9 protein-coding genes and 1 pseudogene are annotated in these 13,598 nt (G+C 62.3%); 6 read left to right on the top strand and 4 right to left on the bottom strand.

Annotated features, from left to right (window positions below; genetic code table 11):
• Window positions 1-285: 285 nt before the first annotated feature.
• From HAV18_RS04205 to HAV18_RS04185, 6 genes and pseudogenes are all read left to right on the top strand, one after another.
• Window positions 286-1,476: a glycosyltransferase gene (locus tag HAV18_RS04205; RefSeq protein WP_166953119.1), complete on the top strand. Its 1,191-nt coding sequence runs from the start codon at window positions 286-288 to the stop codon at window positions 1,474-1,476.
• A 38-nt stretch (window positions 1,477-1,514) separates the two neighbouring features.
• On the top strand, window positions 1,515-2,768 hold the full coding sequence (locus HAV18_RS04200) for a flippase (protein WP_166953117.1): 1,254 nt from the start codon (window positions 1,515-1,517) through the stop codon (window positions 2,766-2,768).
• A 350-nt stretch (window positions 2,769-3,118) separates the two neighbouring features.
• Window positions 3,119-4,330, top strand: a complete 1,212-nt coding sequence (locus HAV18_RS04195) for an O-antigen ligase (protein WP_243771536.1) — start codon at window positions 3,119-3,121, stop codon at window positions 4,328-4,330.
• Between the two features lie 23 nt (window positions 4,331-4,353).
• Window positions 4,354-5,679, top strand: coding sequence for a cellulase family glycosylhydrolase (locus HAV18_RS04190; RefSeq protein ID WP_407062405.1), 1,326 nt, complete (start codon window positions 4,354-4,356; stop codon window positions 5,677-5,679).
• Window positions 5,680-5,724: 45 nt separating this feature from the next.
• Window positions 5,725-5,985, top strand: a pseudogene (locus HAV18_RS40240) (Wzz/FepE/Etk N-terminal domain-containing protein); the annotation flags it as partial.
• Window positions 5,986-6,402: 417 nt separating this feature from the next.
• Window positions 6,403-7,971 carry a GNVR domain-containing protein gene (locus tag HAV18_RS04185; RefSeq protein WP_347814734.1) on the top strand — a complete coding sequence of 523 codons (1,569 nt, stop codon included), beginning with the start codon at window positions 6,403-6,405 and terminating at the stop codon, window positions 7,969-7,971.
• A 247-nt stretch (window positions 7,972-8,218) separates the two neighbouring features.
• Here HAV18_RS04185 and HAV18_RS04180 read toward each other — a convergent pair whose 3' ends face one another.
• The 4 genes from HAV18_RS04180 to HAV18_RS04165 all read right to left on the bottom strand — a co-directional run bounded on the left by HAV18_RS04180 (window position 8,219) and on the right by HAV18_RS04165 (window position 13,288).
• On the bottom strand, window positions 8,219-9,298 hold the full coding sequence (locus tag HAV18_RS04180) for a glycosyltransferase family 1 protein (RefSeq protein WP_166953111.1): 1,080 nt from the start codon (window positions 9,296-9,298) through the stop codon (window positions 8,219-8,221).
• A 174-nt stretch (window positions 9,299-9,472) separates the two neighbouring features.
• Complete coding sequence (locus HAV18_RS04175; RefSeq protein WP_166953109.1) at window positions 9,473-10,621, bottom strand: glycosyltransferase; 1,149 nt, start codon at window positions 10,619-10,621, stop codon at window positions 9,473-9,475.
• A gap of 511 nt (window positions 10,622-11,132) precedes the next feature.
• Window positions 11,133-12,707: a mannose-1-phosphate guanylyltransferase/mannose-6-phosphate isomerase gene (locus HAV18_RS04170; protein WP_166953107.1), complete on the bottom strand. Its 1,575-nt coding sequence runs from the start codon at window positions 12,705-12,707 to the stop codon at window positions 11,133-11,135.
• On the bottom strand, window positions 12,704-13,288 hold the full coding sequence (locus HAV18_RS04165; protein WP_166954132.1) for a drug:proton antiporter: 585 nt from the start codon (window positions 13,286-13,288) through the stop codon (window positions 12,704-12,706). The genes HAV18_RS04170 and HAV18_RS04165 overlap by 4 nt, the downstream gene beginning before the upstream one ends.
• Window positions 13,289-13,598 lie beyond the last annotated feature (310 nt).

The following is a 13,598-nucleotide window of genomic DNA, read 5'->3' as shown; positions in this document are numbered from 1 at the left end:
CGTGCCGGAGATGGATGAACGACGGGCAGGTTGCCGGCGCACGGGGCGGAACACGCCACGGCGTGCCAGGCAGCCTGTTTGAAACCGCCCGAAAGTAACCGTGCGAACAGATCCGCGGTTTGCTGCACAGTATCGTGACGGTGTCTATTTCTCGCGCCGCCCGTTTTCGACGGTTCCGGCGCCATGAGGCCGTTCAGGAATGTCGATACAACGAAATTGCCGCGGATGCCGCACAGCAGGCGAATCCTGTGAGCTACTGGCGATGTGCCATCCGGGTGCGTCGTGATGCGTGTGCTGGTCATCAACGACTTCGTTCGCAAGGGTGGTGCCGAGGAGGTGTACCGGGTATCCGTCGACGTGCTTCGTGCGCGCGATGACGTTGTGGTCGAAACCTTCGACGAGCACGCACTCCCCGATGTTGAAAACAGTCGGCGTGCCCGCGCGTGGTCGCCTGCCGCTGCACGTGCGCTGGTTACGTTGCTCGAGCAATTTCGCCCGCAACGGATCCTCGTGCACAACTATCACAACCTGTTGTCGAGTGCGATCCTGCCGGTGCTTGCCCGCTACAAGCGGCGGTCGGGATGCGGTATGTACCTGACCGCGCATGACTACCATCTGGTGTTCTATAACCCGAGCCTGATGGTCTATTCCCGCGGACGTGCGCAACCGCTGTCGCTCGATCAGTTGCGTCGCGGCAGGCGTCTCGTTCTCACCGCCAGTCCGCGCGGATTCCTTCACGACGTCGCGAAGAAGTTGCATTGGCACGCAGTCGATACGCTTTTCGATCCGCTCGGCCTGTTCGACGAAATACTCTGTCCGAGTCCGTTCATGCGCGACCTGATCGCACGGTGCGGTCGAACGCCCGCCACACTTCTGCCGAACCCGATCGACGCAACGCTGGTTCCGTGCCCACCGAAGCCTGCCGGAGGCGACCGTCTCGATCTCGCGTTCGTCGGTCGTCTGGAGGCGGACAAGGGCCTCGCGCCGTTTCTCGCGCTCATGACCGGATCGGCCGGAGCGGCGATTGCGTCGCTCACCGTCTACGGTGACGGACCGGAACGGAGCAACCTCGAGAAACGGCATGCGGCACTTGTCGAGTCGGGCCGGCTGCGTTTTGCCGGGCGCCTCGATCATGCAACGCTGTTCGCTGCGCTACCGACGCACGACGCCCTCGTGTTGCCGTCGATCTGGGTGGAAAACGCGCCGCTCGTGATCGTCGAAGCGGCGATGCTGGGCTTGCCGGCACTGGTGCACGACATCGGCAGCCTGTCGACCTTCGGCGAGGAGATCGGCAACAAGATTCGCTACCGCAATACGTCCGAAGACTTCTCGCGCGCACTTGCCGAGCTGCGCGCGCACCTCGACAACGAAAATCGCTGCTACGACTGGTCGCGATACTCGGTCGACTGCTATGCATCGTCGTTGTATGCCGTACTCGGTATCGGAATGGATGTACCGCGCAAGCGGGCACATTGACAGTCGATGCACTGTTCACACTCGGCCCGGATAGCACGATGACCGCCGTTCGAAAAAACTTTGCCTTGTTGTTTGCGTTGCAAATCTCGACGTATGTCGTGCCGCTCGTCACGTTGCCGCTCCTGACGCGCGTACTTGGTCCGATGCAGTATGGGCGACTGTCGTTTGTGCTTGCGGTGACGACGTACTTCATCAATCTGGCGAATTACAGCTTTGACCTGACCGCAACGCCGCGTGTCGCGCTCGCGAACGACAGGACGGAGCGGTCCCGAATTTTCTGGACCACGGTGTGCGCGCAATGGGCGATCACCTTCGCCGGCTTCGCCGTGCTCGTCATGCTGACCATGTGCATTCCGCATTTCGCGACGGAACGCACGGCGCTGCTGATCGGATTCGGGATGGCGATCGGTGCCGCACTTACGCCGGGCTGGTACTTTCAGGGCATCCAGAAGTTGAGCGTCTACAGCGTCACGGTGGTCGTGTACCGCGCGCTCAGCGTCGTCGCCATCTTCCTGTGGGTACGTACGCCGGACGATCTCCTGCACGCGGTTGCCATCAACACGGCGGTGCCGTTGCTGTGCGGGGTGACGTTGCTTGCGTACCTGGTCGTTCATCGCGAGATCGAAAGCGTCCGCGTGCGGTTCGCCGACATCGCCGACGCCCTGAAAGGCGGCTCGCAGGTCTTCCTCGCATCGACGTCGATCTCGTTCTACGCATCGACCAATACGGTCCTGCTGAGTATCGTCTCGGGTAATGTCGCGGCCGGCTACTTTGCCGCGGGCGACAAGCTGATTCGGGCCGCAGTCGGTTTGCTGCAACCATTGAGGGCGTCAACCTATCCGCACGTCACGTATCTGATGCATCACGCGCGTGACGAAGCGTTCGCATTCTTGCGAAAGCTGATCGTGATGCAGGGCGCGTTGGTGTTGGCAATGTCGGCAGCGATCTATGTCTGCGCACCGATTGCCGTTCGAATTCTGTACGGCAGCTCGTTTGCGCCGACGGTCGGCGTGCTGCGTTGCCTGGCGCTGGTGCCGTTCATGGCATCCATGACGGACCTGTTCGGCGTTCAGACGATGTTGCCGCTCGGGATGAAACGTGCCTTCAGCGTCATCCTGATCTCGTCCGGTGTGCTGAACGTGACGTTGCTGCCGCCGCTTGCAATGCTGTTTGCCGAGCGCGGCGCAGCTATCGCGGTATTGATCGCTGAGACGGCCGTAGCCGTCGCGCTCGCATACGTACTCCGTCGCGAACGGGTTGGCCTGATCAATCTGTCAGCGCGTGCGGGGTGACACGATGGGCGAGCCGCACACACGACCTCGGTAGGGTGCGGCAACGCGATTTTCCGGAGCCACGTTCCTTCCAGGACGCTTTCAGTGAAGTGTGGGTTGTCGAACTGTTCTCCCGGTTACGCGACCCTAGACTGGCGAGACAGTAGGGCAGGCTCGCGAGGATCCACCACGTCAGGCCAGTGCTGTCCGCCCCCGGTTGGCTCGCGCGGACGCGCTGACGGCCTCCTCATCCATGACGTCGCGCGAACCGTATCACACGCAATACTTTCGCGTCGCTCCGATCGAGAACATGTGTATCCAGCATCATGAACGGAAACCGATCGATTAACCGGCTATGGGCCGCAACATTCATGATAGCGATCGCGAGCGAAATATTCTCCGGCGCGATCCGCTATTACACGTCGCTCGCGGGCATTTCGTTGCTCGGTTATCTGCCCAAGGCACTGATGGTCGGCTGCATCGTGTTCGGCCTCGTGATACGTCCGCGCGTAGACGCCGTACTCGTCGTCAGCTTCCTCGCTGTGCAGATGTGCGTTTCGCTCTCGAATGGCGTCAGTCTAGTGGCCGCATGTTTCTGGGTGTGGACGGTTGCGCCGTTGCTATTCGTGCTCCTCATGCCTCCCGGCGCGCTTGACATGCTCGAGTCACGTTCGATCCGGTTCGTGTTCGTCGTGTTGATGGCAGCGTGCTGTGCAGGGGTCATGCTCAACTGGTTTGTACATCTGCCGTGGGTGGGCGGCAGCATCGACGTCGACGGCGTCAATGTTCAGCTCGCGTCATCCACTTATGTCGGCACCGTACCGCGCCTGCCGGGTTTCGGGCGCAGCAGTGCGACGACCGGGCTCGTCATCGGCCTGCTGACCACGTGGCTCGTCCCGCGGCAGCGCAATGCGCTGGTTATCGTGGCGCTGCTCGCCATGTCGGCGCTTGCGATCTGGGCCACCACCAACAAGACGACACTTATCGCGCTTTCACTCGTACTGCTTTGCTTCGCCGCCCTGAAAACACCCGGCCTCAGGCGCGCCTGTATCGTCATGACTGCATTGATGATCGTATTGCCGCTCGCGGGATGGATCATTGCTGCGACGACCAATACGGGCGTTTCCGATACGGGGTCACTCGCGTCGATGCAGGACCGGCTATTGAACACCTGGCCGAAACTGCTCGACGGCATGGCGAATGCAGATCTGCTCTGGTTTGGCGTGGGGCCCGGCGGATTCGGTTCGGCGACGGCGTACTACACGGCCGACTTCGGGTTCAATACCGGCTACTCCGACAACGCCGCGCTTTATCTCGTCGCGAATATCGGCATAGCGGGGGCCTTGCTCGTCATGTTCGTGTTCGTGCAGCGCGTACTGGTCAGTCGTACCGACGACCCGCGAGCATGGCTGATGTTGCTCTTCGTGCTGTTGAGTGGTGTCACGACGGATATCTTCGAAGCGCTTGGCTGCCTGCTGTTCGCGGGTCTCGCGGTCCGCATGCTTACCGCCCGGGCCGGCTGGGAGAACCAATCCAGCCGCGACGGCCTGAGTCATACGGCGACCTGGGGGGGAAGTCGATGATGATGGCGCTCGATCAGGCACGGATGCGATCGTGGACGAAATGGTGCGCAACCGCGCTGTTCGGGGTCGCCGCCATATTGACGGCGTCGAATCCCGCCAGTTCGGACGAAGCGGCGGTTGTCCTGCCGAATGCGGGGCAAACGTCTACGGTGCCTTTCGTCGCGCTGCCGCGCTTCTTCGAAACGCGCGCGAATTCCGGTGTCGCAATTCACGAAATCGACGATCCGACGTTGCTCGACGCGGTGCGGGACGCCGGATTCTCCTTTGTCCGGACGGACCTGTTCTGGGATTCGGTGGAAACGCCGCGAGGCTGGGATTTCTCGCGCTACGACGCACTCGTCGCCAACCTGCGTGCGCGTGGGCTCGGCGCGCTGTTCATCCTCGGCTATCAGCATCCGCGGCACGCTCCCAAGCAGCCACCGACGTTGCCCGCGCAGATCGACGCATTCGCCGAGTATGCGACGCAGGCCGCGCGACACTTTCGCGATCAACCGGTACGTTTCGAAGTCTGGAACGAGGAAGACCACAAGGACTACTGGCTCGCGCCGCCATCGCCGGCCGAGTACCGGAACTTGCTGGAGGCAACCGTCCGGGCGGTCAAAACCGCGAATCCGGGCGCAGTCGTTGCGACGGGCGGCGTTCAGCAGGTCGACCTGACGTTCATTCGGGCGGTAGGCGACATCGGCAGTGCATCGCAGCCCGCGCCCGATGCAGTCAGCGTACATCCGTATCGGCAGACCGCGCCCGAGACCGCTCTGCGCGACTATGTCACGCTCGCGCGAGATCTCGCCATGTATCGCACCGCTCCCGCCATCTGGGCAACCGAGTGGTCGTATCCAACCTATGGGTACAAGTACGTATCGCACACTCGCGACGGCCACGATCCCGTCGCGCGCGAGCGCCAGGCCCGCTACGCAGTGCGGCGCCTCCTGGTTGACTGGATTGCGCAGATCGGGCTCACGGCCTACTACGACATGCGTAACGACGGCCGCGACCCGAAGAACATGGAACACAACTTCGGCCTGCTCGACGCAGACAACATGCCGCTTCCGGCATACGTCGCGGTTCGGCATCTTTTCTCGTTTACCGCGAATGCACAAGGCGCGCGACTGTTTCTCGATCCCGTCCGCCACTTCGCCGTCCTGCAATTTCGTGCCGAAGGCGTTGTGAAATACGTGGTCTGGTGCTACGAAACCAACGACACGGTCGACGTCGACCTGTCGCAATTACCGGCCGCAGGTACGTTTGCGTCCGATCTCTACGGAGCGTCGGTCGACCTCACGCGTCGTCGACTGACGCTCCGCGAGGAGCAAGGCCCGGTGTTCATCGTCTCGGCGGCTGGCCGATAGCCGGCAAGCAGGATCGTATACGGTCGCATCATCCAGAAAACAAACATGAAAACCAACGCACGAAACCTCCAATATCTGCAGCGGGAACCGGACGAATCCGGGATGACACAGCTTTGGCAAGCAGTCACGCAGCATCGTCGCCTGTTCTTCGCAACGATCGGCGCGACGCTCGTGACGGGAGTGCTGTATGCGCTGCTTGCCACGCCGCAGTATCGAGCCGAAGCACTTCTGCGTGTCCAGACGAAGCCAGGCTCGTCGATCAGTTCGCTCTCGGACGTCTCGGGGACGATCGCGGCTTCCCCGTCAGCGTCCGACGAAAGCGAGATGCTGATTTCGCGCACGGTCATCGACAATGCGATCGACACGACCGGTGCTGATCTCGACATTCGCAACGCAAGCCGGTTCCCGCTGATTGGTTCGTTACTTGCATCGCGCTTCGATGCGCAAGACGCACTTGCGCCGGCTCCGCTCGGGCTGACAGGCTACGCGTGGGGCGGAGAGAGGCTCGAGATCGGCGAGTTCTCGATCCCGAAAGCAGCACTCGGCGATCGATTCAGGATCGTCGCGGAAGAGGCGAACAACTGGACGCTCTATGACGACGACAACAACGCGATCGCGCACGGCAAGGTCGGCGAAACGGTGCCGTTCAGGCTTCCCGGCGAAGCAACGGCTGGCCGATTGCGCGTCGACGCGTTGCGCGCACGTCCAGGCGTCGCATACACCGTGCGCAAGCAGCCGGAGCCGCTCGTCTACGAAAACGTATCGAAGCATCTGAAGACGGTCGTGCCGAACCGCGACTCGACACTGGAATCGCCTTCGATGATCCGTCTCAGCTATCAGGCGGACAGCGCGCAAGAAGCAAAAAAGATGGTCGACGCGATCGTCCAGCAGTATCTGCAGCGTGACCTCGCGTTTCGGACGGATCGCGCGCGGCGCAATCTCGACTCGTTGCGTCAGCGGTTGCCGGGGCTGAAGCACGACCTGCAAAATGCCGAAGACAATCTGAACCGATACCGGACGCAGAACGACGCCATCGACGTCGATCAACAAGGCGCAGCGCTGATCGGCAGACTCAATACTCTCGCCGAACATCAGACCCAGTTGCAGATCACGCTCGACGACGTCAAGCAGCACTTTCTGCCGAAAAGCGTTCAGTATCAGACCGTACAGGCGCAGCTCGACCAGGTGAAGAAGGAGATTCGCGATACGAGTGCAATGGCGGCCAAACTGCCGTCGACTCAGCGGGAATTCGTGCGGCTGTCACGCCAGGTGACGATAGCGACGCAGCTTTATACGAGCGTGGTGACCAACGCGCAACAGCTGGAGATCGCGATCTCCAGCGCCGCGCCGGGTGTGACAGCCGTCGACTGGGCGGTCGCGCCATTTCGGCCGGTCTGGCCCAAGCGCAGCATCATCGTGCTCGGCGCGCTGTTCGCCGGGGTGTTCTTTGCGCTGACAGGCGTGCATCTCCTGTCGCTGTACCGCCGTGAGCTGAATTCGCCCGTTGCGCTGGCCAGGTTGACCGACCTGCCGTGTCTCGCAATCGTGGCGTCGTCGCCTGCATTGGCGGCCGCGCCCGGCGGCCGTCGCCCGACGGTGTTGCCGCTGGCTGCAACGCATCCGGACGACGCGGGCGTCGATTCGGTGCGTGCACTGCGTGCGAGCCTGAAGGCAGCGCTCGCGGAGTCTAATCAGGGCGATGGGGGGAAGGTCTTGCTGTTCACGGGGGCGACAGCCGGCGTCGGCTGCAGTTTCGTATCCTCGAATCTCGCGTATCTGCTGGCGGGAACGAGCGCCAGCGTGCTGTTGATCAATGCGGACTTGCGCGCTTCATCGATGGCCGGCGGCCCGGGTCTCGCACAGGTGCTCGACGGCTCGGTATCGCCCGATGCCGTGACCCTGCGCGTGGCGGGTAGCCACCTGTCGATCATGCCGGCGGGTTTACCCGGCAAAACGCCGCCAGGCGAGTTGCTCGAAGGTGCCGAATTCACGAAGCTCGTCGCATCGTTACGCCAGCGTTACGACTTCATCGTCGTCGACGGGCCACCGCTATTGCCGAGCAACGACGCGCTCGGCATCGTCGGTGAGAATTGCGACGCGCACGTACTTGTATCGCGCAGCGGCCTGACGCGCGTCGCCGACGTCGAGGCTGCGTTGTCTCGTCTGCGGAGCATTGGCGCGGACATTACCGGGCACGTTTTCAATACATATACGGGTTCGAGCAAACCGGTCGTCAAACGCGCGTGGACGCGCGGCTTTCCGGTTCGGCCGACGGAGCGGCAAGGGGTGTAATTTCGGGCGTTGCCGTGCCGCAGGTCCGCGGCACGGCGCCGGAAGTACCGGAAAAAGATGTGAATCCAAACGACTTCCTGTCGCACCTTCTACCGAGGTGAATGGCGATGGCGGGGAGGGCGATTGAAGTGTAGGTGTGGCGCCCAGTCTCGGCGGGCGACGCATGCGCTACGTCGATCCGGATCTGCTCACGTCACGATCGGCGATCGTCCATGAGTGCGCCGCTTGATGACGTGCGTTGATCGCATTAAAGCGTATTGAATATTCCGGCCATCATCTCGGCGCTTGTACTCCAGAGGTATTGCTCGGCGTGCAAAAATCCTCGGCGTGTCAGATCTGCCCTGAGTTCGGCGGAATCAAGCAAATTTCGCAATTTTTCTGCAATATCGTCGACCGAATACGGGTCGCAGTAGAGCGCTGCATCGGCACAGACCTCCGGCAGCGCCGCGGATCTTCCAACCAGGGTTGGGCAGCCGTATCGCATTGCTTCAAGCGGTGGGATGCCGAAGCCTTCGTAGATCGATGGATAGAGGAAGCAGGCAGCGTTTTGATACAGCGCTTTCAGCTTTTCGTCGCTGATGTATCCGGCATACTTGATGTTCGGCTCGGTCACGGAAACATCGTCCTGTGCACCGAAAACCGCGGTGTTGCGCATGCCGACGATGACGAGATCCACTGACGGATCGTTGATTTCCCGAAATGCCGCGATCAACCTGCCGAAGTTCTTGGTGGGATTCATGCTGCTGACCGCAAGCACGAACCGGTGCTGCGTGAGCGCGAGTTCTTTCAATACGCTCGTGTCCGATTCCAGCGCATCGAGATGGTCTGCGCCAAGCGGCACGACGCTGATTTTTTCCGCCGAAACACCGCAGTAGTGGGCGAGGCGGTCGCGCGAGAAGCGGGAATTGGTCAACACGCAGATGGACGTGCGCGCAAGAATCCAGAACATGATCCGATACCACGCCCGGAACGTTCGGGAGAAGTGCGCAGGGGTGTCGAACACCGCCGCATCGTGCATATAGATGATCTGGTTGCCGAGGAAAATGGAACCGGAATTGCTCAGATTGACGATGCGGTCGCGGTGCGCAAAAAGAGGAAGCACCAGTTGTTCCCAGATCACGCCTTTGAAAAAGCCGACCGTGATCGTCCTGGTGCCACTCACTGATGCGTGCGTATGCGGGGGAACCAGGACCGTTACCGAATCTTGCGGCTGCACCCTGACCAGGGCGGCGATCAATTCACGTGCGACTCGTTGTACTCCGGTCGTTTTCTGGGTGGTGAATCGGCCGTTATATACGAGTTTCTTGGGCTTTTTGAAATTGCTCATGTCAGATCCGGTGAAATCGACCCGCAGCCATGGCCCGTGCAGATCGTGCGGGACAACGGCTCTTGCCGCTCGTCCACCCGATGTATCGGCTCATGCGCTTGAGGTCATGAATGCGATGTCCCGAATACGTCGCCGTCGAGGTCGGCGAGTACTGCTCCCGATTTCCGCGGCGCGTCAGGCCTTGACCTGATCCGGAACGGCATGTTCGACATACAGCGCATCGGTGCGATGCGCGTTCGTGTTCAGTTCGTAGAGGGCATGCCACTGTCGGAATATGGAATTCATGGAAAACCGGTGCAGCGCGAATTTTCTGGCCGATTCCCCCATTTGCTCGCGAAGCTGCCGGTCGTCACGGAGCATGGCCACATACCGTGCCATCTCGTCGGCACTCGATGCGATATATCCGGTTACACCATGAATAACCACGTCGCGGTTTCCGACTACGTCCGTCACCACGGCGGGTAGCCCGGCGACCTGGGCTTCAATCAACGCGACAGGCATGCCTTCCCAGCGGGACGTCTGGACGTAGATATCCAGCCCGGACGTGAGCTCGAGCGCGCGCGCGCGCGTCACCCAGCCGCTGCAGGCAATGGCCTGACTTTCTTGAGGGTCCGGGATGTCGTCCGGGTTGCCGCCGATCCAGAGAAATTCGACGTCGGCGCCATGCAGCTCGGCCGCCAGCTGCACGAAGGCCTGGTGGTTTTTCTGAAACGACGCGCGACCACTCATTCCGATCGCAATTTTGTGATCGCCACGTGCCTGACGCGAAGGAATCTCGACGACATTGACGCCGTTCTCGACCAGCACCGCCGATTTCGCTCGAACCTTTCCTTTGATCTCCCGGAGTTCGCTGTCCGAGCAGGCGACGATGGTTCCACCCAGGAGGGCGGCCATTCGCTCGAAGCTCAAGTAGGCGAATTGCTTCGCCCGGGATACGTCGCCGCGCAAAAACGAAAGTCCATGCGGGGAATAAAACAACCTCGCTCCAGGCGCGGCTATCTTTGCAGCTGCCCGGCCAAGCACGCCAGCCTTCGAGGAATGAAGGTGGATGACGGTCGGATGGCATTCGCGAAGGATGTTGGCCAGCGCGCGCACGCTGAGAAGGTCTTTTCTTACGCTGATTTCACGCGTCATTTCGACATGGACGAGCTTGACGCCGGGCAGGAAGAGCGCCGGGAAATCGACCGGCGTTTCGGGCCGGATGGCGTGCAGCACGGTCACATCGACGCCCGTTGCCGCGGCATGGTTGGCGAGATGGACGAGCATTGAAAGTACGCCGCCGCCAAACGCTTCGACAATGTGAACGATCCTTTTTCTGGTCATCTTGAGGACTGTCTGTTCAACCGCATGCTGCGTGGTCGACGGTAAAAACGAATATCCGAGAATCGCGACGTTGATGACGAAAAATCCAATCGACGGATATGATTAATGATGTACGTATTCCTGAATGATCGGATGCGTTGAGAGCCGGTGCCGGAATTCGTACCTCTGGATCAATTGAGCGATTTGCAGGCGTTGTTGAGGGCTCGGTCAGTCCGATTCAGGGCCGGTATGGCGAGCGAGCGGAACGCTTCGCTACCGGTGAAAGCGGTCTGACGATTTGCGTCACGCAACCACGAGTATCTGCTTGACGACACTCGATCCAACGTGTCTGAAGCATTGTGTTACGCATGCGCGTAGTGCTGGGTGCGATGGCTTACACTCGACGGCCGACGCATGGTTGCCCGCGTGCGAGGCGTATCTTGGGGCCGGTGTGAAGGACGTGTAGCGAGCTGTTCCGGCGCACGCGTCCGTCCTTGATGGTGATGTGTGCGACGGCCAGTTCGACACGCGCTTATTGGGCGGCATCCGGCACGGTGGCTTGCGCGTGTGTTTTCTGCGACGAGGACGAAGCGGGTTTAAGCTGCAGCGCCTCGACCGGCCGCCCATACTGATCGTCAAACCGAACGATATCGTCCTCGCCGAGATAATCACCCGATTGCACTTCGATGATCTCAAGCGGAATCCGGCCGGGATTCTCGAGGCGATGCACTTCGCCGACCGCGATGTACGTCGACTCGTTCTCACACAGCAGGAACGTCTCGCCGCCACGCGTCACCTTCGCGGTGCCGCGCACGACGATCCAGTGCTCGGCGCGGTGATAGTGCATCTGCAGCGACAGCCGCTTGCCGGGCTCGACGACGATCCGCTTCACCTGGAAGCGCTGGCCGAGATCGATCGAATCGTAATGGCCCCACGGCCGCTGCACCTTGCGATGCTCGCTCGCCTGCGGGCGCCGGTCGGTCTTCAGGCGCGCGACGATGTTCTTCACACGCTGCACGTCGTGTTTGTTCGCGACCAGCACGGCATCGGGCGTCTCGATCACGACGACGTCCTTCATCCCGACGCACGCGATCAGGCGGCCCTCCGAGCGCACCAGGCTGTCCTGCGTATCCTCGAACACGATCGGGCCGCGCGCGACGTTGCCGTGATCGTCCTTCGGCATGATTTCCCAGATCGCATCCCAGGTGCCGACGTCCGACCAGCCGGCCGCGAGCGGCACCACGATGCCTTCGATGCCGAGCTCGCCGTGTTCCGCGAGCCGTTCCATCACCGCATAGTCGATCGAGTCCGACGGGCACGCGTCGAAGGCCGCCGCATCGATCCGGAAGAACGGATCCTCGGCGATGCCCGCGCGCCATGCGGTTTCGCAGGCCGCATGGATGTCAGGTGCGAGCGCGTTGATCGCTGCCAGCCAGACCGATGCGCGCGTCACGTAAATCCCGCTGTTCCACCAGTAGTCGCCCGACTGCAGATAGCGCTCGGCAAGCGACGCGTCGGGTTTTTCGACGAAGCGCCCGATCGCGTAGCCGCCCTGGCCACCGTGGCGGCCGGTGCGCGGCTCGCCGACCTGGATGTAGCCGTAGCCCGTTTCCGCGCGGCGCGGCAGCACGCCGAGCGTGACGATCGCCCCTTCCTGCGCGTAGCGCGCCGCGCGCGCGACCGCGTCCTGGAACGCGCCGACGTCGGTGATCACGTGATCGGCCGGCATCACCGCGAGTACGGGATCGTCCGCGAGCTGGCTCGCGTCGAGTGCCGCAAGCGTCAACGCAGGCGCGGTGTTGCGCGCGGCCGGCTCGAGCAGGATGCGGGCGGGCGCCGCGCGACCGAGTACCTGTGCGGCACTCATCACGCGATGCTGTTCGCCGCAGACCAGCAGCAGCGTGTCGCCGAGCGACGCGTTCTCGATGCCGTTCAGGCGGCGTGCCGTCGCCGACAACGGCGATTCGTTCGAGATCAGCTCGATCAGCTGCTTCGGATACTGCTCGCGCGACAGCGGCCACAGTCGTGTGCCGGAGCCGCCAGCGAGAATCACCGGCAGGATGCGCGGCAGGTCGGGCTCGGGAACCGGGCGAAGGGTGCGGGTCATCGATTGGCTCCGGTGTCGGCGGGCAGCCGGTTGTGCGTGCGGCCGTCGGCACGCGCGTCGTCGTTGCGCGACCGGTGGGCCGAAACGGCCCGGGACAGCAGGCTGCGCAGCGCGCCTGCAGCGCGGTCGGCCGACCGCACCAGGCCGACGAAGGGCGCACCCTGTTCGAGATACGGGCCGTAGGCCTTGCGGAATCCGAAACGCTTGTAGAACGCCTGGCGCGGCGCCGGAACGTGCGTGCGCACCGCGGCCTCGGGCCAGGCAGCCTGCGCGGCGGTGAGGGCGCGCTCGATCAGCCGCTCGAGCGTATCGTCGTCGCGACGGCTCTCGCTCGTCAACACCTTGTCGATCACGACGTCCGGATCGATGTCGTCGCCGGGCAGGATGCGTGCGTAGGCCGCGACTTCCTTCGTGTCGGCGTCGCGCACGGTCGCATAGACATGCAGCGCGCCCGCGTCCTTGCCGTCGATGTCGAGATGCGTGTGCGCATCTTCGACCACCAGCACGGCGTTGCGCGCGCGCAGGATTGCATAGAGATCGACGGCGCCCAGATGCTCGAATTCACAACAATGCCATTCCATGATGCTGTCCTCGCGTGATGCCTTCGGCACGCCGTGCCGCGCGGACGCGATCGTTCCGTGCAGTGCGGCGATCTTCATCATCCGGGTGCGCCGCACGCCGGTCTGTTCGAAAGCGTACTCACGCCCCGGATTCGCGCGGCAGGCGCGGCATGTACAGCAGGGAGCCTGTCGCGCGAGCGCCGCAATGTGCGGTAGCACACACCGCAGCGGCCGCCGCTTTTCCATAATTGCCGCATCCTGGCGGCCCGCCTCGATGCGCGGCCAGTCAACATCGAATGTCAATAAAGAACCGGGGGCAGGACTTGAAGAT

It is taken from the genome of Burkholderia sp. D-99 (genome assembly GCF_011605345.1).
Classification (GTDB): domain Bacteria; phylum Pseudomonadota; class Gammaproteobacteria; order Burkholderiales; family Burkholderiaceae; genus Burkholderia.
This window is presented reverse-complemented; position numbering and strand designations above follow the sequence as displayed.

Coding starts and splice junctions, on each gene's coding strand:
- HAV18_RS04180 (WP_166953111.1), bottom strand. CDS start 9,298: ATGAGCAATTTCAAAAAGCCCAAGAAACTCGTATATAACGGCCGATTC.
- HAV18_RS04195 (WP_243771536.1), top strand. CDS start 3,119: ATGATAGCGATCGCGAGCGAAATATTCTCCGGCGCGATCCGCTATTAC.
- HAV18_RS04190 (WP_407062405.1), top strand. CDS start 4,354: ATGCGATCGTGGACGAAATGGTGCGCAACCGCGCTGTTCGGGGTCGCC.
- HAV18_RS04175 (WP_166953109.1), bottom strand. CDS start 10,621: ATGACCAGAAAAAGGATCGTTCACATTGTCGAAGCGTTTGGCGGCGGC.
- HAV18_RS04165 (WP_166954132.1), bottom strand. CDS start 13,288: ATGGAATGGCATTGTTGTGAATTCGAGCATCTGGGCGCCGTCGATCTC.
- HAV18_RS04205 (WP_166953119.1), top strand. CDS start 286: ATGCGTGTGCTGGTCATCAACGACTTCGTTCGCAAGGGTGGTGCCGAG.
- HAV18_RS04200 (WP_166953117.1), top strand. CDS start 1,515: ATGACCGCCGTTCGAAAAAACTTTGCCTTGTTGTTTGCGTTGCAAATC.
- HAV18_RS04170 (WP_166953107.1), bottom strand. CDS start 12,707: ATGACCCGCACCCTTCGCCCGGTTCCCGAGCCCGACCTGCCGCGCATC.